Source organism: Paraburkholderia fungorum, from assembly GCF_046027605.1.
Classification (GTDB): domain Bacteria; phylum Pseudomonadota; class Gammaproteobacteria; order Burkholderiales; family Burkholderiaceae; genus Paraburkholderia; species Paraburkholderia fungorum_F.
Window position 1 is genome coordinate 695,029 of sequence record NZ_JAQQEF010000001.1, and the last position, 21,069, is coordinate 716,097.

The 21,069-nt window shown below is 61.3% G+C and carries 23 protein-coding genes; 12 read left to right on the forward strand and 11 right to left on the reverse strand.

Annotated features, from left to right (window positions below):
- Positions 1-114: 114 nt before the first annotated feature.
- The 7 genes from PQR53_RS02980 to PQR53_RS03010 form a co-directional block, all read right to left on the reverse strand.
- Positions 115-1,179 carry an alpha/beta hydrolase gene (locus PQR53_RS02980; RefSeq protein WP_408451063.1) on the reverse strand — a complete coding sequence of 355 codons (1,065 nt, stop codon included), beginning with the start codon at positions 1,177-1,179 and terminating at the stop codon, positions 115-117.
- A 157-nt stretch (positions 1,180-1,336) separates the two neighbouring features.
- Entirely contained in the window at positions 1,337-2,587 is a 1,251-nt protein-coding gene (locus tag PQR53_RS02985; protein ID WP_408451064.1) for a Rieske 2Fe-2S domain-containing protein, read from the reverse strand.
- A 181-nt stretch (positions 2,588-2,768) separates the two neighbouring features.
- A complete protein-coding gene (locus PQR53_RS02990; RefSeq protein WP_408451065.1) occupies positions 2,769-4,220 on the reverse strand; it encodes a glycosyltransferase family 2 protein in 1,452 nt (483 codons plus the stop codon).
- Between the two features lie 58 nt (positions 4,221-4,278).
- On the reverse strand, positions 4,279-4,878 hold the full coding sequence (locus tag PQR53_RS02995; protein WP_408451066.1) for a cytochrome b: 600 nt from the start codon (positions 4,876-4,878) through the stop codon (positions 4,279-4,281).
- A 178-nt stretch (positions 4,879-5,056) separates the two neighbouring features.
- Positions 5,057-5,656 carry a uracil-DNA glycosylase family protein gene (locus PQR53_RS03000; protein ID WP_408451067.1) on the reverse strand — a complete coding sequence of 200 codons (600 nt, stop codon included), beginning with the start codon at positions 5,654-5,656 and terminating at the stop codon, positions 5,057-5,059.
- Between the two features lie 128 nt (positions 5,657-5,784).
- The gene (locus tag PQR53_RS03005) at positions 5,785-6,888 is read right to left on the reverse strand and encodes an SAM-dependent methyltransferase (protein WP_408451068.1); all 1,104 of its coding nucleotides are present in this window, start codon (positions 6,886-6,888) and stop codon (positions 5,785-5,787) included.
- A 73-nt stretch (positions 6,889-6,961) separates the two neighbouring features.
- On the reverse strand, positions 6,962-7,738 hold the full coding sequence (locus PQR53_RS03010) for a DUF1295 domain-containing protein (RefSeq protein ID WP_408451069.1): 777 nt from the start codon (positions 7,736-7,738) through the stop codon (positions 6,962-6,964).
- A 405-nt stretch (positions 7,739-8,143) separates the two neighbouring features.
- Here PQR53_RS03010 and PQR53_RS03015 point away from each other — a divergent pair, with 405 nt between their 5' ends.
- From PQR53_RS03015 to PQR53_RS03035, 5 genes are all read left to right on the forward strand, one after another.
- Positions 8,144-8,347 carry a DUF3562 domain-containing protein gene (locus PQR53_RS03015; RefSeq protein WP_408451070.1) on the forward strand — a complete coding sequence of 68 codons (204 nt, stop codon included), beginning with the start codon at positions 8,144-8,146 and terminating at the stop codon, positions 8,345-8,347.
- 147 nt (positions 8,348-8,494) lie between these two features.
- Complete coding sequence (locus PQR53_RS03020) at positions 8,495-9,598, forward strand: NAD(P)/FAD-dependent oxidoreductase (protein WP_408451071.1); 1,104 nt, start codon at positions 8,495-8,497, stop codon at positions 9,596-9,598.
- Positions 9,599-9,812: 214 nt separating this feature from the next.
- Positions 9,813-10,274 carry a GNAT family N-acetyltransferase gene (locus PQR53_RS03025; RefSeq protein WP_408451072.1) on the forward strand — a complete coding sequence of 154 codons (462 nt, stop codon included), beginning with the start codon at positions 9,813-9,815 and terminating at the stop codon, positions 10,272-10,274.
- A gap of 258 nt (positions 10,275-10,532) precedes the next feature.
- Positions 10,533-10,820, forward strand: coding sequence for a hypothetical protein (locus PQR53_RS03030; RefSeq protein ID WP_408451073.1), 288 nt, complete (start codon positions 10,533-10,535; stop codon positions 10,818-10,820).
- A 104-nt stretch (positions 10,821-10,924) separates the two neighbouring features.
- Positions 10,925-12,610 carry an acid phosphatase gene (locus PQR53_RS03035; RefSeq protein WP_408451074.1) on the forward strand — a complete coding sequence of 562 codons (1,686 nt, stop codon included), beginning with the start codon at positions 10,925-10,927 and terminating at the stop codon, positions 12,608-12,610.
- Positions 12,611-12,701: 91 nt separating this feature from the next.
- On the opposite strand, the gene PQR53_RS03040 is transcribed toward PQR53_RS03035, so the two are convergent.
- On the reverse strand, positions 12,702-13,373 hold the full coding sequence (locus tag PQR53_RS03040) for a DUF4410 domain-containing protein (protein ID WP_408451075.1): 672 nt from the start codon (positions 13,371-13,373) through the stop codon (positions 12,702-12,704).
- Between the two features lie 160 nt (positions 13,374-13,533).
- Between PQR53_RS03040 and PQR53_RS03045 the strand changes: the two genes are divergently transcribed.
- The 6 genes from PQR53_RS03045 to PQR53_RS03070 all read left to right on the forward strand — a co-directional run bounded on the left by PQR53_RS03045 (position 13,534) and on the right by PQR53_RS03070 (position 17,400).
- Positions 13,534-13,893, forward strand: a complete 360-nt coding sequence (locus PQR53_RS03045) for a DUF3564 domain-containing protein (RefSeq protein WP_323045811.1) — start codon at positions 13,534-13,536, stop codon at positions 13,891-13,893.
- Between the two features lie 353 nt (positions 13,894-14,246).
- Positions 14,247-14,996: a DNA/RNA non-specific endonuclease gene (locus tag PQR53_RS03050; protein ID WP_408451076.1), complete on the forward strand. Its 750-nt coding sequence runs from the start codon at positions 14,247-14,249 to the stop codon at positions 14,994-14,996.
- Entirely contained in the window at positions 14,989-15,249 is a 261-nt protein-coding gene (locus PQR53_RS03055; RefSeq protein ID WP_408451077.1) for a hypothetical protein, read from the forward strand. Before PQR53_RS03050 ends, PQR53_RS03055 begins: the two co-directional genes overlap by 8 nt.
- 250 nt (positions 15,250-15,499) lie before the next feature.
- The gene (locus tag PQR53_RS03060) at positions 15,500-15,871 is read left to right on the forward strand and encodes a hypothetical protein (protein ID WP_408451078.1); all 372 of its coding nucleotides are present in this window, start codon (positions 15,500-15,502) and stop codon (positions 15,869-15,871) included.
- A 297-nt stretch (positions 15,872-16,168) separates the two neighbouring features.
- Positions 16,169-16,510: a hypothetical protein gene (locus PQR53_RS03065; RefSeq protein WP_408340071.1), complete on the forward strand. Its 342-nt coding sequence runs from the start codon at positions 16,169-16,171 to the stop codon at positions 16,508-16,510.
- A gap of 2 nt (positions 16,511-16,512) precedes the next feature.
- The gene (locus PQR53_RS03070; protein ID WP_408451079.1) at positions 16,513-17,400 is read left to right on the forward strand and encodes a 4-hydroxy-tetrahydrodipicolinate synthase family protein; all 888 of its coding nucleotides are present in this window, start codon (positions 16,513-16,515) and stop codon (positions 17,398-17,400) included.
- A 43-nt stretch (positions 17,401-17,443) separates the two neighbouring features.
- Here PQR53_RS03070 and PQR53_RS03075 read toward each other — a convergent pair whose 3' ends face one another.
- Both PQR53_RS03075 and PQR53_RS03080 read right to left on the reverse strand, forming a co-directional pair.
- A complete protein-coding gene (locus tag PQR53_RS03075; protein WP_408451080.1) occupies positions 17,444-18,025 on the reverse strand; it encodes a lytic transglycosylase domain-containing protein in 582 nt (193 codons plus the stop codon).
- Between the two features lie 194 nt (positions 18,026-18,219).
- Positions 18,220-18,933, reverse strand: coding sequence for a Crp/Fnr family transcriptional regulator (locus PQR53_RS03080; RefSeq protein WP_408451081.1), 714 nt, complete (start codon positions 18,931-18,933; stop codon positions 18,220-18,222).
- Positions 18,934-19,024: 91 nt separating this feature from the next.
- Here PQR53_RS03080 and PQR53_RS03085 point away from each other — a divergent pair, with 91 nt between their 5' ends.
- Positions 19,025-19,564, forward strand: a complete 540-nt coding sequence (locus PQR53_RS03085; protein ID WP_408451082.1) for an Mpo1 family 2-hydroxy fatty acid dioxygenase — start codon at positions 19,025-19,027, stop codon at positions 19,562-19,564.
- A 140-nt stretch (positions 19,565-19,704) separates the two neighbouring features.
- Here the strand turns inward: PQR53_RS03085 and rarD are convergent, their stop codons facing one another.
- Positions 19,705-20,601 (reverse strand): EamA family transporter RarD, encoded by an 897-nt coding sequence (gene rarD / locus PQR53_RS03090; RefSeq protein WP_408451083.1) that lies wholly within the window; start codon positions 20,599-20,601, stop codon positions 19,705-19,707.
- Between the last annotated feature and the right edge of the window lie 468 nt (positions 20,602-21,069).

The following is a 21,069-nucleotide window of genomic DNA, read 5'->3' on the forward strand; positions in this document are numbered from 1 at the left end:
GGGGATGTGTTGCGTAGTCACGGGGTGTTCTTAAAGATCGGAAAAAGCGAAATGGTACACGGGTCGGAGGCCGGCGCATCTCGAATGCCGCAAACCTGCGTGTGTTAGATGCCATTATCGCTGCTCGATCGGCCCGAATTCCCTACTGGGTGGAGATGCATTAATTCCCCACCGGGTGGAAAGTCCACCTACGAAAAAAGCCACCTCGCCGGCATGCTCAGACACCGCCGCTACAATCGCGGCGACGGCGGCGGCATCGAGCGTCAACGCGATATGCGCCACGCCGGGCACGATCGTGACCGGTACCACACGCCCTGCTTCCGCAAAGACCCCAGCAAATTTCCCGGCGTGAAACGCCTCGTCATCCGCGCCGACCAGCACTTCAACCGGCTGCCGCGTCGCACGGATATCCGCCCGGTAATCCTCATGCGGACGAAAGTTCTGCATCAGGTTGTACGAGTACTGCGGCGTGAGCTTGGCCGCCGCCTCGGGTGACAGTGCGTAGGCCACGGTCGGCAGATGATTGAAAAGCGTAATGCGCAGCTTGTTGAGGATCACCAGCACAATCACGCGTGGCAACCCGATATTCACCCACCCGCCGACTGAAGGGGGCGTTGTCGGCGCGTTCTGATGAATGAACGGCGCAAGCAGCACATAGCGGTCGAATGCCAGCTGCCGCGCATCCCCCGCGAACCGCAGCGCGAAGCCGCCGCCCGCCGAAAAACCGACCAGCGTGCGCGGTCCAGCCAGCTGCACCGCGTCGAGAAAGTCGCTCAGGTCATCTTCAAGCTGGCCGATATACGCGATCGTGCCTTTCTTACCCGATTCGCCATGCCCGCGCATGTCGGGCACGTAGACGTCGTAACCGGCCGCGGCGAGCGCCTTCGCCAAGGTATGCAGGCTCACGCCACTCGCCGACGAACCGTGAATCAGCACGGCGCTGCCCCGCGCCTGCGTTATCCGGCTCGCGTAGCGCCGATACGCGAGCTCTGCATTATCGCGTGCGATGTAGCGTTCAAGCGGAGGTAAATCGGAAGTGTCGACGGACTTGAAAGGCTCGTTGATCGACGCGAGCGGCGGCGGCTGTTTGGGGCCGCCCTTCACAAGCGCCACCGCCATGATGGCGAGGCCCACAAAGAACACGACAACCGGCATCACTGAATGCAGTTCTGTACTCATCGAATGGACCCCTCAGGCGATTCATTATGATTTTTGGCTTTCCCGATCGATGAGCCTGCCTCTGCCTGACGCGTATTGTTATAGCCGGCGCCGCCGGCTCGCCGCTCATCGTCGCCGACGATTGTACGGTCCCGCACGGCGCCAAAAAACTCGACTATCAGGTATGCGACAAGGGATTGCCGTGGCGCGAATCCCAGAAGCGGATCACCGCGGCGCCGCCGGTGCCGGCGCCCACCACCTGATCCGGCGAACCGCTCTCGCGCAGCAAACTGCGTAGTTCGTTGATGACCGGAAACACCTCGTGATTCCAGTCCGCGCCTTGCGAATCGTGCGCGCGCTGTTCGGCTTCGACGATCTCGCGGTCTTCCTTGAAAATGCGTTCGGTGAACCACACGAGCAGTGGCCACGCGAGATTCAGCACGCCGGGAATGCCCGGTTTGCGAATCGACAGCAGGCCAAAGGTGCGGTTCGTGCGCTGCTCGCGATCGAGCGGCACGTAGACGATCCACAAATCCATCACCAGCGTCTGATCGGACGTGCGGATCTGCAGCGTCTGATACGGATACTCGGTGCGGATCGTCATCACGTCCTTGTCGTTGTCGCCGCCGGTCTTGCGGCTCTGGCCGAACACGATCGCTTCGCCGATCGGCTGCTGGCCGGCCATGCGTGCAAACGTGTAATCGACTTCGACCCAGCCTTCGCCGCGCCGCCGCCCCAACGAGCGCGCGCGCATCTGCCCCATCTGCCGGCGATGCAGGAACTGATGGTTCATATCCATCAGGTTCTCGTGCATGAACGAATAGTGGCAATTCACCGGACGGCCGAAACGGCGCGTCTTGTACTTCTTGTCGGAGACGGAGCCGAATGCGGGCAGCGGCCGTTCGTCGGCCAACTCGGCATTGCCGGGAAACACGAAAATCAGCCCTTCGACTTCACGGCACGGATAAGAACGCACGCCGTTCGGCAGACGATCGCGGCCCAGATACGGCACGTCGATGCACGTGCCCGAGCAGTCGTAGGTCCAGCCGTGATAGCCGCAGCGGATCGACTCGCCGTCCACCACGCCCTGATGCAAAGGCACCTGACGATGCGCGCAACGATCTTCGAGCGCGAACACCTTGCCCGACTCGGTACGCGCCAACACGATCGGCTCACCCGCGAACGTCACACCATGCGTCTTGCCCCGTTTCACTTCATGCGACCACGCGAGCGGATACCAGTAATCAGGGTGAATACCTACACGGCGCAGATCGCGCACCGGGGCGCCGTTGGCGTCTTTATCCGGCGTGTGGGCGTTCCCTGTGGCTGGGGAGTCAGCCTGAGTGACTAAATGAGCGGCTGCATGAGCAGCCGACGCATCGACCGGCGCATCGACGGTGTCTTGTTCGAGCGGGGGAACAGCATGCATACGTGGTGCCTCCGTGCACGAGCGGATAGAAGGTGATCGGCCTGCAATTCGCAGGCCGACATCGTCGTACAGTCTACTCGAACCCGAAGCGGTATGGTTTCGCCGCCAGCAACGCTGCCTTGATATACCGCACATGGACGCAATTGCGCCTGCCGGCCAGTCTCAAACAGCTGGGCGGCGGCTAGGTTTCGTCGTGCGTCACGAGGCCGGAGCGGCGTTGCACGCCCCACGAGCGTCCGCCACGCAGGAAATGCAGCCAGCCGAGCAGCGCTCCGACATGACGCACCAACTGGAACGTGAACGGCTCGGCGATTGCCGCGAGCACGGCCATCCACAGACTGGAGCCGGTGCGCTCGCCGGTCCAGCGGCGGTAGAGATGGATACACCACAGATAAAACGCGAGGTCGATCGCCGTTTTGATGAAGATCACGCTGAAAATCGACACCACGATCGCGCCATGCCCGCCGAACAGAAAGCCGAGCAGCAGCGCGAAGGCGGTGAGCCCGTAGATCGGTTGCATCGTATCGATGGCCTTGACCGGCAACATCAGCATGCCCATCGTGCCGTAGCGTGGGTTGCCGGTCATGTCGCGATTCCAGTACTGCGTTTGCAGGAAGCCGGCGAACCAGCGGCGGCGCTGCCGCAGGAAGCTGCCGAGGTTGTCCGGCGCGTCGGTATGCGCATGCGCATCGCCCACCACGCGCACGTCCCAGTCGAGACCATGGTCGACCGAATAGCGGCGCAGCCGGTGAATCAGCTCGTAGTCTTCGACCAGGCACTGCGGATCGAAGCCACCCACGTCGACCAACGCGTCGCGCTTGAACGACGCGAACGCGCCTGAAATCAGCAGCAGACTGTCGGCGCGCATCCACGCAAAACGGGCGATGAAGTTACGCATGTATTCGTAAGTCTGGAACCACTGGAACACGCGGCCCGATACCGATTTGCCGCACACAGGCGTCAGAATGCCGGCCGCCGCGACCAGCTTCGGCTCGCTCGCGAAGGCGGCGCGCATCGCGTAGGTGGCGTCATCGTCGAGCAGCGTGTCGGCGTCGACGGTCATCACGGTGTCCGTGGTCATGACCGTGATCGCCGCGTTCAACGCACGGGCCTTGCCGCCATGTGGCACGCGCAGCCAGTACAGATTCGGGTAAAGCGAACTCGGCGCGCTCAGCACACCGTCGGCTGCGGCGGTCAAGCCGAAGCGCTCAGTGAGCAGCGCGTGGGTGGCATCGGTGGAACCGTCGTCGGCGATCACGATTTGCGCCGGGCCATGTGTCTGGCGCAGCAGCGCGGCGAGCGTCACGGGCAACACCGTCGCCTCGTTATGCGACGCGACGATCACACCCATGTCCGGCAAGCGGCGGGAATCGAAGTCGGGCTCGAGCGGCGCCGTGGGCCGCATCAGCGGCAGCGTTTTCCACGTGACGAACGCGAGCAGCAAGGTGTCGTACACGACGTACGCAATCCCCGTCGACCACGCCACCACACCTTGCAGAAAGAAGGCGCGAGCGAACAGCAGCAACCACAGCACGACTACGCTGAAATGAATCAGCGTGCTCAGCAGCGTAGTGGGACGCGGCAGTATGCGCGGCGACGCGAGGGCGAGCGCCTGTTCCAGAGTGTTCTTCAAAATGACTGCCGAGCCCGTCGATGGTGCGGTTTTCAAATGGAAAATAGCGTGGCGGTGCTCACGGCACCATGCGTTTCAGAACCGACTTGCGATCGATCCATTGATGCTTCAACGCGCCGCCAATATGCATGGCCAGCAACGCATACAGCACGTAGCCGAGCCACGTATGCAAGGCGCCGAAGCGATCGTGCAGGGTCTCCTTGAGTACCGGGTCGAGATGCATCACATAGCCAATCCGCGGCCAGGGAAACAGGTTGAACAGATGCATGGGATGCGTGGCCGCATCTTTCCAGGCGGAATCGTGCAACCAGCCGGAGAGCGGCAACGCAATCATCAGCAGATACAACAGGAAATGGGCAACATGAGCGGCGATTTTTTCCCACGACGGAAACTCACGCGGCAGCGGCGGCGGCTTGTGCGACACGCGCCACAAGATGCGCAGCAGCGCGAGACCGAGCACCGTGATGCCGATCGACTTGTGGGTATCGACCACCGGACGCACCCAGTCGTCGGGCCATGATTCGGCCGTCAACCCGAGCACGACATTGACGATCATCAGCAGCGCGATCAGCCAGTGCAGCGTGATTGCCGTGCGGGTATAGCGCGACGGCACCGGCGTGCCGGTCGAATCGGTCAGGGAATCGGCGTGCGTGTTCATGAGTCGTTTGGTCTGCAAATGCGTTCCTGCGAAAGCTGTTTGAAAAGTCCGCCATGCCGATGCGATATCTGCTCTCGCCGACGATATGAAGCTAACGCCTTAGTGTGCCGGTTTATTCCGCCGGTCGCTTAATAGTGTGTTTAGTGTGTTGCCGTTTATTTTGACCGCGCGTGACGAATCATGCTTTGAGCGCCGTCGTCACCCGCGTCTGCAACGCCGGCAACACCTCCGCTTCGAACCACGGATTGCGCTTGAACCACGCGATATTGCGTGGCGAGGGATGCGGAAGGGGCACCACGCTCGGGCCATATTCCCGCCAACGCAGCAGCGTATCGGTGAGCGTCGGTCCATATGCGTCACCGAGACCATAACGCTGCGCGTATTGGCCGATCAGCAACGTGAGCCGCACTTCGCGCAACTGGGCGAGCAAGGCCTGATGCCAATGCGCGGCGCACTCGGGCCGCGGCGGCAAGTCGCCGCTCGCGCCTCTGCCGGGAAAGCAGAAGCCCATCGGCACGATCGCAAATTTGGAGGCGTCGTAGAAGAGCTCGTCGGAGACGCCGAGCCAATTGCGCAAACGCGCGCCACTCGCATCGCTCCATGGAATGCCCGAAGCATGCACGCGCGCACCCGGCGCCTGGCCGATGATCAGAATGCGCGAGTCAGCCGACGCGACCACGACCGGCCGCGGCGCATGCGGCAGCACCGGCGCGCACACGGTGCAGGCGCGAATGTCATGCAATAGCCGATCGAGTGCAATGGGTTTGCTTGTGGTCATACCGTGGTGCGGATCAGGTTTCGGGTTTCAGGTTTCTGCGGGATAAAGCAACGTTTACCCCGCGAACGACGCCCGGTCAACCGCATCACCCGACGCCGCCCGCCTGTGAAGCGACGCCCGCCAGTGCTTTAGCGCTTAACAAACCGATAGTGCCCCACACCCCACTCGTTTCCCTCCGCATAGCCGAACAACTCGGCCACGGCCATATAGAACATGCGCCACCTCTGAAACCAGACAGCCGCATCCCGCGCGCCATACGTATCGACCAGCATCGGCATGACCTGGCCACGCGCCGCATCGAGCGCCGCGAGCCAATGATTCGCCGTGCGCGCGTAATGCGTGCCGCTCACCCACCATTGACGCTCCATCCGCAGATCGTCCTGGAAGTTCAGCAGGAGCGCTTCGGACGGCATCGTGCCGCCCGTGAAAAAGTATTTCGACATCCAGTCGCTGCCATCCTGCACCTGAAAGTGATACGCAAGCGTGCGATGCACGAAGATGTGCACGAACAGCTTCGCCTCGTCGCGCATCCAACGCGAAATCTTTGCGAGCAGCAGGCCGTAGTTCTTCATATGCTCGAACATCTCGATCGAGACCACGCGATCGAAACCATCGCCAAGCTGCGCTTCATCTAATTCGAAATCGACGACATTGCCCGTGACCACCGAGAGATTACGCAAACCGAACTCCGCCGCACGCGCCTCGATAAACGCGCGCTGCCCATGCGAATTCGACAGCGCGACGATCTGCGCGCGCGGATAATGCGCCGCCAGCCACAACGACAATGAGCCCCACCCGCAACCGAGATCGAGAATCCGCTGACCGTCGACGAGTTCCGCGCGTTCGGCATAGCGCTCGAGCATCGCCGCTTCGGCTTGCGCGAGCGTTTCGTTGCCGGTCGGGTACAAGCAGCACGAGTACTTCAGATGCGGTCCGAGATGCGCATGAAAGAACGACGCCGGCACCTCATAGTGCTGCGTGTTGGCAGCCTGCGTTTCAATGGCGATCGGACTCGCGCGCAAGTCGTCCAGCAGACGGTTGAGCCGTTGCGCGCGCAACTCGCCGTTGTCGATCGCTTCGTCGCGCAAACGCTGGCGCATCAGTTGACGCATGCCGAAACGGATCAGGCTGTCGGGCAGCCAGCCGCGTTCGCAGCTTTGGATCAGCCAGCCATCGCGGGGGTCGGCGGGCGATGGAGGCGGCATCGTATGGTCGGTGGTGGAAAGGCTCATGAGGGTGACTCCCTAGCGTTCTATCGGGGCTTTCTTGAACATTCGCTCACGCCGTGACCTGGTCGTCTTCATCTCAATGCCGCGGCGGCCACGGAATCAGCGCGCTGGTGGTTCGCATATATTCGGCGTAACCGGCGCGTCGTTTCGCCATGCTTTCTTCGAGCAGCGGAATGCCGGAGAGCTTCAGCAGCAGAAACGCCATCAACACCGGCGGCAACAAGGTGAACCATCCCCACGGCGTGCCGAACGACAGCGCGATGTACGCCAGCCAATGCACGCATTCGAAGAAATAATTCGGATGCCGTGAATAGCGCCACAAGCCGACGCGGCACACGCTGTCGTGATGGGCCGGGTTTTGCGCGAAGCGTTTGAGTTGCCGATCCGCGAGGCCTTCGCCGACTACCGAGACGATCCACAGCGCGATAGCCAGCACGATCCAGCCGATTGGCGCTGGCGTGCTCCGGTACGACGGCACGAGGAAAGCGGGCGACAGCAGCATCGAAATCACGACTTGCAGCTGGAAAAACCAGAACATCCTGGTGCCTGCGTTGTCGCCCCATTGTTCCCGGAAGCGGCGATAGCGCGCGTCTTCGGGCTTGCCGTAATTGCGTTTCCACAGATGCGTGCCGAGCCGCACGCCCCAGATCAGGCCGCCCAGCGCGGTCAATGCGCGCGACACCGGATCGCCGGTGCCGAGCACGGCATAGAGCACCGCCACCAAGCCGAGCGAATAGGCCCAAACCGGGTCGACCATGCCGGCGTTCTCACTCTTCAATTGCCAAGCCCACACGGCGCTGAAAATCACGACGAGTCCGATCAAGGCAATCACGGCGGCGGCAAGTGGCGGCATGGGGGCCTCGTTCAAATGGCTGTGCGGTTTATATGCTGAAAGGGCACGATCGGATGCGGTGGGTGCGCTGTCCGGCTCAAACGAAACGGCACACGACGGTGGCATCGAACGGGCGGTAATAAAACGTAGTACGTTCGCCGAGGCTGGACGGATGCGTTCAAGCCGCATTTCGGTGCAAACGCCTGATCAGCGAAGTAAGCCGCACCCATTGATTTCCCGCTTTACCACGCGGTGCGGACGCTTGCGGCAATGCAACACAAAAATCTCTGTGAAAAGGATCGTGCGATAGACCGATTCAATTGGCGTCGCGGCCAATCGCATCCTGTAATGAAATTCCTGTCGTGCGCCCGTTTTTCGCAAGCCGCGTGGCAGCCCACCTATCCACCCGCTGTCCCGGAGATATTCATGTCCCAACCCGAGCCTAACGTCGACGAACTGGTGAAAAGCATCGCAGAGGAAACCGATACGCCCACGGAAACGGTCTCCAAGATGTATGCGGATACATTGGCCGACTACCGGCACGAAGCGCGTGTGTTCGATTACGTGCCCCTGTTCGCCGCGAAGAAAGTACGCGACAAGCTGCGCCATCCGGCGGAGCACAAACACTGATACGGCGGCGCGCGGAGACCACTGCCTGGCTGGCACCACATTGAATCGACCGGCTCGCGCGTGTGCCGATGCACCTGAATCGCGCACCGCTTTATTTTTCCCGCTGCTAGACTCTGACCCGGATACATCGACTCGGGGGAAGATGGCATGCGGGTGACAATCGTAGGCGCGGGTATCGCCGGTTTGAGCACGGCGTGGTCGCTCGTGAAGCTGGGGCACGACATCACGCTGATCGAGCAGGGCTCGATTCCGAATCCACTCGCCGCCTCGGGCGACCGGCATCGCATGATCCGGCGCGCGTATGGCGATGCCGACGGCTACGCACGCAGCATCGTCGAGGCATTCGATAGTTGGGATCTGGTGTGGAATGACCTGGGCGTCTCCCACTATGCGAACTGCGGAGTGCTTGGCATTTCGCAATGCGCAGATGATGGCGCCGAGCTATTCCGCGCCGGCCTCGACCGGATGCAATTCGAATATGAACGGCTCGATCCGCGCGAAGCGGCCGAGCGTTATCCGTTTCTCGACCCGGCCACGTTTCGCTACGCCTACCTGGATCACGATGGGGGCGTACTGTTTAGCGAACGCATTGCGCGCGACATGAAAGCGTGGCTCAAGATGCGCGGCGCGGAGATTCGCACGCACACCAAGGTGCTCGCGGTGGATCCGCACGCGGCCTCCGTGCGGATCGAAGACGACACGATCATTCGCGCCGACCGGCTCGTGGTGACTGCCGGTGCGTGGACGCTGCAACTGTTTCCCGCGCTCGCCGAAAACCTGGTGACTTATCGCAACGTGGTTGCCTATATGGAGCCGCCGGCGGATCTGGAGGAGGCGTGGTCGAATGCGCCTGCCATCGTCGATATTGGTGGTGATAGCGACGGCTACGTGCTGCCGCCCATCGACGGCGTTGGTCTGAAGTTCGGCGCGGGCGCGCTCAAATCGCGCGCGCCTGATCCCGATGCGAATCGCGTGGCGGCACCTGGAGAAGGCGATAGCCTGCGTCGGCTGTTTGCACCGCCGTTCACGCGAATCGACGAATATGCGGTCACCGAAGTAAAAACTTGTGCCTACACGTTCACGGCGGATAAACGCTTCTTTTCGAAGCGCTTCGGCAACACGCTGGTGGTGTCGGCATGTTCTGGCCACGGCTATAAATTCGGCGCGGCAGTCGGGCGCCGGGTCGCGCAAGCGCTGGAGACGGACGACGATGTCATGCTCGCGCGTTGGCTCAGGGCGGAAGCGGTTTAGGGTTCCTTGTCTTCGTACAAACGTGCCTGCTTCAGCGGCGTGTGCCAGCTTGTTCGCGTGAACATTCATTCGACATCTAGAGGCCGTAGTCCAGATTCGTGGTTCCAAATTCTGGTCGCATTGTGGCGCTAACAATGGCGCTGCAAATTCCTTATGCTGACGGTTTCGGCGTCACCGTTCACCCGCAACGATAACCCCATAAGGAACCACACCCATGTCCGATGCGATTCATATCCGCCCCGTCACGGCCGCCGACTTCGACGCCTGGCTGCCACTGTGGGATGCCTATAACGCGTTCTACGGCCGCTCGGGCGAAACGGCATTGCCGCGTGAGATCACACAAGTCACATGGGGGCGGTTCTTCGATGCCTACGAGCCAATGCACGCGATGGTCGCTGAACGCAACGGCCAGTTGCTCGGCCTTGTGCACTTCCTTTATCACCGTCACACCACCATGGTGGCGCCGATCTGCTATTTGCAGGATCTCTACACGCTGGACGCCGCGCGCGGCAAGGGGGTCGGCCGGGCGCTGATTGAAGCGGTGTATGCGCGGGCAAAAGCGGACGGGTTGCAGCGCGTCTACTGGCAAACGCATGAGACGAATCACACGGCGATGAAGCTGTACGACAAGGTCGCGGAACAGTCGGGCTTCGTGGTTTATCGCAAGGCGTTGTGAACCTGCGAAGCAGGCTCGCCGTACCCTATTGCCCCTTGGATCGGAAAGGAGCAGCAATCTTCGTCCTCCGGACTATGACCATCGAAATCCATGTCTGCCGAGACAATGGCCTTCAACTCTGCTCGCATTTTTATCCCGCGAACGCGGAGCACGCAGCTGTCATTTCCGTTCCGCGCGGTGCTATTCTTTGATCCGGTCCATCGCGCAAGGTCTCATTGCCGTGCTTTGGCCACCGCCAGGCGTCCGGAGACCACACCCATGTCCGAATCCATCCAGATCCAGGTTGCCGACTCGCATCTTTATCCGGGCTGCGCAGTGCATATCGCAGACCTCCCCGAGCCGGCTCACGCCGTGGCGGCGGTCGTCGAATTCGCGGACGGCTCCGGCGCGCACGCCACCTGCCATCGGCGCACGTTCGACGAACTCGAATTAACCGTCGACGGTTACGCAACACAGCGCCGCCATCCCGTCGACGCCAGGCATTGGCTTCTGCTTGCCGTTGACGCAACGCACAACAGCTGGCGCGTGAAGCGACGCTTACCTTAGCTTCGCCAGGCTTGCTGGTCACTTCGTATCTGAACCCGGTGCCGCGCACTCGCCGCCCCGAGCGGCAACCAGACTGCCCGTCACGCTAACTTCGAAACCTACCGATGACAGACAACGACTCCGCCCTGCCGCCAAACTCCGACAATGCCCCCGAAGACCCCGAGCGCCGCCGCGTCCTGACCGGACTTGCGGCGGTGGGCCTCGGAATCGCACTGGCCGGTTGCAAAACCGAGCAGAGTGCCGCAGGCGACATGGTGCCGCGCAGCGCCGCCGACCTGCGGCTCGACGCCGCGCTACACGACCAGGTCAAGCACATCGTGGTGATCTACGCCGAGAACCGCAGCTTCGCGAACCTGTACGGCAACTTTCCCGGCGTCCAGCATCCACTCGATGCGGTGAGCGCCGAGCGTTATCTGCAACTCGATCGCGACGGCAAGACGCCGTTGCCGCGCCTGCCGGCAATCTGGGGCGGCCTCGTGCCGCAAGCGCAGGAGGTGGACGGCAAGCGCTACATGATCGGTGAGAAAGATATCGGCAACCTGCGTAACGGGCCGTTCCATATCACCGACGCGCAAGGCGCGCCGCTGCCGAACGGCGTGATCACGCGCGATCTCGTGCATCGGTTCTATCAGAACCAGATGCAGATCAACGCCGGGCGCAACAACCAGTTCGCCGCATGGGGCGATTCCGGCGGCCTCGTGATGGGGCATTACCGGAATTCCGCCGATTCGCTGCGTCTGTGGAGTCTCGCGCAGCAATACACGCTGTGCGACAACTTCTTCATGGCGGCCTTCGGCGGTTCCTGGCTGAACCACATCTTCCTGATCTCGGCGCAAGCGCCGTTCTATCCCGACATCCAGAACAGTCCGGCGAAGAAGATGGTCTCGGTCGTCGAAGGAGACGATCTGACCGGCACGCGCCTGAAGCAGGCGACCGACTCGCCGGCGTCCGCGCTCGGTGGTCCGCCGAAATTCGTCAACGACGGCGCGTTTACCGCCGACGGCTACGCCGTCAACACAATGGCGCCGCCGTATCAGCCAAGTAATGTGCGCCCGGCCGAAGGCGGCAATCCGGCGTTCGCCGACCTGTCGAATCCGCGTGTGCTGCCGCCGCAAAATTACGCGACGATCGGCGACCGTCTAACGGACAAGGGTGTCGACTGGGCGTGGTACAGCGGCGCGTGGCAATACGCGTTGGAGCATCTGGACACGGGCGCGGTGCCCGACTTCCAATACCACCATCAACCGTTCAACTACTTCACCAACTACGCGCCCGGCACCGCGGCGCGGCGCAAGTATCTGCGCGACGCGGGCCTGGGTGACGACGCATCGACCAATCGGCTGATTGCCGATATCGATGCGGGGCGTTTGCCCGCCGTCGCGTTCTACAAGCCGCAAGGCGATCTGAATATGCACGCGGGGTATGCGGACGTCGCATCCGGCGACCGGCACATCGCGAAGGTGATCGAGCATATTCAGCGCAGCCCGCAATGGGCCAACACCGTCGTGGTCGTGACCGTGGACGAAAACGGTGGCTGGTGGGATCCGGTCTCGCCGCCAAAGGGTGATCGCTGGGGACCAGGGTCGCGGATTCCGGCCTTGGTGATTTCGCCGTTGGCGAAGAAAGGGTACGTCGATCATACGGTGTATGACACGAATTCGATTCTTCGCTTGATCAGCCGCGTGCACGGCTTGACACCGCTGGATGGCGTGGTGGCGCGCGATCGGGCGTTCGCGCAGAATGGGTTGGCGCCGCTCGGCGATTTGACGGGTACGTTGGATCTGGCTTGAACGGTTCGCTTTGCCGGATGTTTGCGGCGGCGTGTGTGTATGTGTATGCCTGCGCTGGCACCGCAGGCATATCACCCCGCACGAAGCAGAATCACGGCGTCACCCCGTGCAGCTTCGCAAGCACCGAATCCGAAATCTCCTGAGCGGTTTTCTTGATCGTCTTTTTTTCGTCGCCGCTCGCCATGACGAACTTGGCCGCGATTACATACGGATTGAGTTTGATCGCCGCGCCCGGCTTAGGCTTGCTGTCCGCCTCTTCAACCGCCTGATACAGCGGCGGCAAATCCGCCGCGCCTAGGCTGTCGCACGACACCGCCACCTGAATATCGTTCTGGCCCGTGCCGAAACCCACCATGGCACGCCTTAGACGATTGCCGTCGTCGACACTCAGAAACACACCGCGCACTTGCCAGCCCGTTGCCGCCAGCGGTTGCCCCGGCGCGCTGCGGCGCGCATCGACGCCGCCTTTTTGCAGATCCGCCGTCAGCGCCTCCGCCATTTCGTTGACGATGTCCCTGGCGTGGTCCTGCGGATTCGAATCGTGCCCCAACGGTCCTGGACCACTCGGCAGCAAACCGCGCAGACGGCGCGCGCGTTGGCCGGGTCCACTGTCGGGCGTCACGTTGGCCACATCGAGATCGAAGTCGGACACATAGACGATCGGTTTGGGCGTGGCGAAGGTGACGTTGTCTGCCGCGGCACTCAGCGTGGCTGCGCCGAGGCATCCCGCCAGCATCGTGAGTTGCAGAAATCGACGCAGCATGGCGCGCCTCCGCGAAGGTCTGATAGACGCGGCTATCGTAACGCCGTATTCACGGTGCGTTAGTTTTTTTCGTGCCCGATCGTCATACCTTTTGCCTTGCATAACACGCGTTGCAGCCTAGACTGGTAGATCGAGACTTCGCAATTTGTACGGAACTCCCATGCGCCTAACCATCCTTATCAACGGTTCCGATCCCACCGTCAGCCACGATTACGCTGTGCTATGGCTCGACACCGAAGAACACAGGTGGTCGAGAGAAGCGCATCAAGGGATCGATCTCCCCCCATGGGGCGAGTTGCGCGATGACAATGGTGTGACGACGCTCTGTGCGCCGAGCACTGATGCGCCGCTCTGCACACTACGCGGCTTGCACGTCGATCGGAAACAACGCGTCAGCGCGGCGCAAGGCGCCGCAGCGTGGACCGCCTTGCCCACGCGCGCACCGGCCAGTGGCTTCTGGCGCTTGCAAGCCGTCGACCGCCAGAATGTGCGCGCCGAGAACAGCGTATTCGGCAATTAGGTTCCTGCACTTTTTTCGCCGGTGAAGTTTTTACTCATCAGTCGCACGGTCGTGCGTTTGATCGTCATCACACGCTCTCCACATTTTGCGTTGCGCATTTAAGCCGGCCTTAAGTTTGCATGCGTAGAGTTCGAATTCCACGCATTAGGGTCGCTGCAAAGCGGCCCGTTTTTTTTGTGTGGCGTTTTTTTGATTTCTTTCCGTGCGCCGTGCGCTTCCTGCGCTCGCATCATTTCATCACCGCACACCGCACAAAATCCACTTTCTTTTGCCCGTGTTTTCCTGCGTGCGCCTCGCTCGATGCGCGCTCGCGACGCTATACTTGCGCCCCCGATCCCTCGACTGACTGACACATGAAGAAGTGGCTTGCCTGTCTGTTGTTCGCTGTTGCCGCTCACGCAAACGCGGCGCCTTCCTGCACCCAGTTCACCCCGAACGCGCAATGGCCGGTTCTGACCAATCAGAAGATGGCACCGAAAGCGCGCATGCTTTGCTATAGCGATTTCGCGGTGCTGCATTCGGGTGTCACGCACGGTCCGTTGTGGTCCGCCGAGCATCTGACGCGTGACCATATCGAAGCCGCCAAAGACATGGTGCGCACCAACAAATTCTTCGAAGATGCGCGTTTGCCCGACGGCGAAGGCGCAACGCTCGCCGACTATAAACGCAGCGGCTTCGATCGCGGGCATATGAGCCCGGCGGGCAATCGCTGGAATCAGGAAGCGATGGCACAATCGTTTTCGCTGGCGAACGTCGTGCCACAGAATCGCGAGAACAATCAGCGCTTGTGGGCGCGCATCGAAACGTCAGTGCGCCGGATCGCGATGTCGTACGACGATACCTATGTCGTCACCGGACCGATCTTCAGCGGCCAGCAGTTGCAGACCATCGGACCGACGCGCGTCTTCGTGCCGACGCAATTGTTCAAGGTGGTCTATGTGCCGTCCCGGCAGATGGCGTTTGCGGTCATGGTGGACAACGTCTCGACCAACCGCTATGACATCAGGACGATTCACGAACTCGAGGCGGCCTCGGGTATCCGTTTTCCGGGTATTCCGGAGAACCTCAAAGATCAGCGACCGGGAGGACTAAAAGGTGTTTAAACCCTATTCGAACGATGACGACGTGCTCAACATCCAGGGCGATGCACTCATCGTCAGCAATGGCACCACGCGCGTGGTGCTGAACGGAACGCTGGAACTGACTCAGGATCAGCGCGGACTGAAGGCGGCGCTGGCACTGAAGGAAGCGATCGATGCGGTGGTGGCCGCATTGCAGGCGCAAACCAATTTGCCGGCGAAGCTGAAGGACGAGCCGGACGCGAAGCCCGGCGTCGTGCAGAATCCGTTTCAATAGCTTCATCAGAGGTATTCGGGCGGGCGAGCCAACATCGCAACGCAACGCGTCAGCGGTTCAACACTGCTGACGCCGCCGCACATCATCTTGCCGTCGCTCTCGAGTTATTCAGAAGTCCAATATGTATCCGCCGTTACGTTTTGTCACCAGAGCATCGTCAACTGTTGTCTTCCGGCCAACGTTAAACCGGCAGCGCTGAAACATTTCAGCCGCGACACAAGAAATAACCGGTCAAACCAGGAGTTACACCATGAAGACGCTTTTCGCTGCTCTCGCTTCCGCTCTCGTCGTGTCGACCGCTTTCGCACAAACCGCAGCGCCGACGGCCGTGCAACCGGCGCAAACGCAACCCGCCGGTCAAGCGAATCTGAAAGCGAGCACCGCCGTGCAAACCGGCGCCGCGGACAACAACGCGGCAACGACAAAAGCGCCGACCAAGGCCACCGCGAAGGCGCATGTGAAAAAGACGTCCGCCGCTCACACGGCGAAGATGCACAAAGCCACTAAAAAGACCGCTGTCGAAGCAAGCGCAGGCAAGACCAAAACGGAGAGCGCGAAAGAGGCCAGCAATGCCCCGGTAAAAGCCGACGGCGCAAAGACCGACACGACGAAAACGCAATAACACGTGATCGGTTCTCGGCAAACACCGGCCGCGCATGCGTAGTTAATCGAAGCCGAACTGCCGTTCAGGGAGGGCGAGTCTCACGACTCGCCTTTTTTTATGGGCGGCGCCGTACGCACCTGGTCGAAGCCCGCGCAAAGTTCATTTGCCCGCACGGCGCCGGCGATCAATTCGAACGAGCCGTCTAGTCCGCATGATTTTTTCAGCAGACACCACAATTTTTGCACTGCGTTTACCCGTAGGCGTCTAATCTCGAAGTGTCTTGATCAACCATGGCGTCACCGAACGCCGCATCAAATGGCTCTCACGCAATCAATCGACAGTTTCGAAACGCAGCCGCTCAGCGCGCCGCCGGTCCAACGCAACAACGTCATTCCCTTCCCCGCGGCCCGCGCCCGCCTGCAGGTCGTCTTGCCCCACCCGCCCCACGATCTTCCAGGCACCCAGTTACGCACACTGCTTCATTCTCCGCTCGGCGTGTATGTCGTCAGCACGGAAGCCGATCGTGAGGAAGTGCGCGTGCAACTCGACATCGCGCTCGACGACCTCGATTTCACACTGCATACCCTCATCTCGACACTCCCCGCAGCACTTATCGGACCTCTGAAGCGCCGCCAAGCCGTCGCAAAGGCGCGCTAATCATGTTCTCAGGCATCTGGTTGCCCATCGTCACGCCGTTGCGCAATGGCGAAGTCGACGTCGAGGCGTTACAGCGCCTCGCGGACTACTATCTGCGCACGGAGATCAGCGGTTTTGTCGCCTTGAGCACAACGGGCGAAGCCGCTTTATTACAGGAATCCGAGCGTCTCACCGTATTGCAGGCGCTGACCGATGTGATCGGCTCCCGCCTGCCGATGCTGATCGGCGTCGGCGGCTCGAATACGCGCGACGTCCTGCAGGATATCCAGCGCTATGAACGCTGGGACTGCGCGGGTTATCTGGTCTCGCCTCCGTCGTACGTATGTCCGGATCAGGCCGGCGTGCAGTGGCATTTCGAACAGGCCGCGCTCGCCACCGAGCGGCCTATCGTTTTGTACAACGTGCCGCATCGGATCGGCGTAACCATTGAGCCGGACACGGTCGCGCGCCTGGTCGAACACCACAACAACGTCGTCGCGATCAAGGAATGCGTGAAGGAACACTTCGAGAAGCTGCGCGGCCTGCCGGTCAACGTGCTGTGCGGCACCGACGAAGCCCTCGACGACTGCCTGAACCACGGCGGCACGGGCGGCATTCTGGCAAGCGCACATGTCTGCGCGGATCTGCTGGTCGCGGTACAGGAACTGATCCGGCACGCACACGACATGGACGCACGCAATCTGTTCGCCAGTTTGCTACCCGTACTGCGTTTGCTGTTCGCCGCGCCCAACCCGTCCGCGATCAAGGCGATGCTGGCGTTCGATCATTCGATGACCGACGAAACGCGTATGCCGATCACGCGCGCGTCGGCACAGCTCGTCGATCGCCTGAGCACCGCGCGCGACAGATTGCAGGACCTGCGCGCCGAGTTTGCTGGAGCGATGAACTAACGCAAGGAAGAAGCGGAACAAGCTTGCGCCACGAATCAGTTGATCATTCGTGGCGCAAGCTTGCGTCCAGCCGCTGCATCCGCAGCACGACACGCCGCGCGTAACCGCGGCCGCCGCCGCTGTACCGAAGCAGCGCGGCGTCGAGATCGCCGCCGCTCTCATCGAGGTAGTCGCGCAAAATGGTCGAGCCGATTCGCACATTGATTGCCGGATCGGACAAGTCGGTGCCCGCAATCAATTGCGGATGCGCGGCAGGCAAGATCTGCATGAGTCCTCGTGCGCCGGCAATGCTGACCGCGTAGCGATCGAAGCTCGACTCGACCGACATCACGGCAAGTAACAAGATCGGCGAGATGGCGTGGCGGTCTGCTTCGATCAGCACCGCGCGTGCGATCTTCATCGATTCCGTCGGCGTAACGCGAAACTGTGCGCGCAATAAGGCGGTGATATCACTGAGCGCCGGCAAGCCACTGTCAGACGTTGCGTCGCTCGCGGCAATCGGCGTTTGTACGGCCAATGCCGACTGTGCCTCAGCGGCTTGCGATGCCACGGACAGCGAGAAGGCGATCGCTGTCAGCATCGCCTTCAGGCTGACTTTCAGGCGAAGGTTTCGTTGTGATTGCACACCATCCAGAGCGCTATTTCCATGCATATGTTCGCTTCCTGACCGGGGGTGTCTCGACCTTACCGGGCTTGGTGTAGCGAATCGCCAAAGAAACAGGGCTGCGCCGTAAAATGCTTATAAAGATGTCGCATCGCGCGGCACGCGAATCGGACATACTTGCATCTTTTTCGTGGCTTGCTGGGCATTCAGTTCGATCAATCCGCCGCCGGATTCAGATCGGCTAGTGCACTGAGCTTTTGCGCGTCGGCGATTTCTATTTCCGCATAGCCCAGCTTCAACGCGCCCTGCGCTTCGAACTGCTTGAGCACCTGATTGATCGTTTGCCGCGACAACGCCAGCATCATTGCCAGATCCTCCTGCGGCACTTTGAGTACACGCCGCAATGCACCGGGTTCGCCGTACCCGCCCGCCATCAACAACAAGCGGCGCGCCACGCGCTGCGCGGCGGGAAGCAAAGCGGCCTCCTCGATGGCATCGAAAGCGAGGCGCAACTTCTGCGTCAGCAGCAAACCGAACGCATGCCAATACTCGGGCGTGCGTTCGAGCAGCGCGGCAAGCGCGGCGCGCGGCACATGAAACAGCTCGGAATCGCGTTCGGCACACGCATCATGGGTTCGCGGGCGGTTATCGAACAGCGCGATCTCGCCGAACCAGTTCACGGGCTCGATGATCGCGAGCAACGCTTCCTTGCCGGTCGAACTCGCCGCGCCGATTCTCACGAGACCGTCGAGCACGCAATAGAGGCCGTCGTCGGAATCGCCGCGCGTGAAGAGCCGTTCACCGGCCGCGAGACGTTCGACACGCCCCGCTTCGATCAGCTGCGCCTGCATGGCAGCGGGCGCCGAGCGAAACCACGCGCTGCGCTCCAGCAACGCGCCAAGCTCATTCGATGAAAAACTCGCACTCATAGGACGGCATCCGTGTCGGATTGTCGGCTACCCGATGGTTTCAAATTCCGCTGCCCGCGATTATGCTGACTTTGACGGAGGAGCGGCATCCATGAGAACGCTGACGCAACAGCTTACGCAATACGCGGCCTATCATCGCGACCGGCGCAATATCGCCACGCATTTCATCGGCATTCCGATGATCGTGCTGGCGCTGGCCGTGTTATCGAGCCGGCCCGCTTTCAGCGTGGCTGGCTTGCCGTTGACCTTATCGCCCGCGTGGGTGCTGTTCGCCGCGGCGACCCTCTACTACCTCGTGCTCGACGTGCCGCTCGGTGTGATGATGGCCGTGGTGTCGGTGCTGTGCGTCGCATGTGGACAATGGCTGGCCGCGCAAGCCACGCTCACCTGGCTCGGCTCGGGTCTTGGCCTCTTTGTGATCGGCTGGGTCTTTCAGTTCATTGGCCACGTGGCATACGAACATCGCAAGCCGGCCTTTGTCGACGATGTGATCGGTCTGCTGATCGGGCCGCTGTTCGTCCTCGCCGAGGCGTTGTTTGGTTTTGGCTGGCGGCCCGCGCTGCGTGAGGCGATCGAGGCACAAGTCGGCGCGACGCGGATCAATGCGGACAGCGCGGCGGCGCATCGGTGAACCAACAGGGGCGCAGGATTCGCGTGTCCTACGCTCAACTCAACCCGCCATCCCGACGCAATCAATCTTGACTCTACCGCCATCCCCAACTCAATCAACCGTCTCAACTCAACTGGCCGCCGTGTCTCGGCCACCACGGCTCAACGCGCCGCGAGCCGAACGAGCCGCACGCCATGCAACGCCGTCAGCGAGACCGCAATCCAGATAGGAATATACGTGGCTAACTGCGCCGCGCTCAGCACCTCACCAAGCAACGTGATCGACACAAACACCAGCAACACCGGTTCGACATAGCCGAGAATGCCGAACAACGCGATCGGCAATAAACGGCTCGCCTTCAGATACGAAGCCAGCGCAACGGTGCTGAGCGCGCCGAGTCCCGGCAACAGCAAACACCACATGTCGACACGGTCGCCAATCACCGTCAGCGAACCGCCGATGACGATAAACACGGCCGCCGGCAGCAGCAGCAGCGCCATTTCCACCGTGAGCATCGCCAGAGAGTCCTGGTTGATCTTGCGCCGCAGCACGAAGTACGGCGGATAACCAAGCGCGACGAGCAAGGTCGGCCATGAAAACGCACCTGTCATCCACAGTTCATGCGCGACGCCCAACGCAGCGCAGATAACGGCTAGCCACTGCAGACCATCGAGGCGCTCGTGATAGTAAAAGCGTCCCACCAGCACCATCACCAGCGGCAGCAGAAAATAGCCGAGCGAGACTTCAAGCATGCGTCCATGCAGCGGTGCCCAGAGAAACACCCACAGTTGCACGCCAAGCAATGCCGCGCTGACAATCATCGCCACACCGAGCTTCGGTTGCGTCACCATGCGGTAAAGAAGTTGCCGCAGAATCGGCAGGCGTTTGCGCAACAGGATCAGCAGGAGTGCGCCCGGCACGGTCCACACGACCCGCCACGCGAAAATGTCGAGCCCGCTCAACGGCGCAAGCAGCTTGGCGTAAGCGGACAGTAATGCGAACATCGCCGACGCGCCGACGGACAACGCGATGCCGCGCTTTGGGTCATACTGATTCATTACGCGGCCCGTGACGCAATCGTTTTGGCATGCGGCGCAGGCGTGTGAGCCGATACTGATACTGACGCGGAAGCAAGTGTGTGCGGCGCAACATGCGGCTGCGCGCCTCGAGTTGTTGTCATTGGAAGTGAAGTCTCACAAGCAGGCAGCGTAGATCAAGCGCTGCGTTTTTTATCTTCGACAGGCGATGCAAGCGGGCATTCTAGACGGGTTCCGGAGCAAACGTGCCTGATGGAGCGTCGCCGGTTCGTCGCTGGTTTGTTAGCAAGCAGCAATTTATTCCGTGCGCATCGCGCGCCGATGCACTAGAACATAACTTCACGCGCGACGGGCAAAGCCGCTGCAGCAACGCCCGCCACTCCCCGCACAGATGCTCAAGCGCGAATCTTGCTACGAAGTCTGGCGACACCGTTTGCAACGTCATTCAGGACATCCTGGACATCCGTCGCAACCGCCATTGCAGCGTCA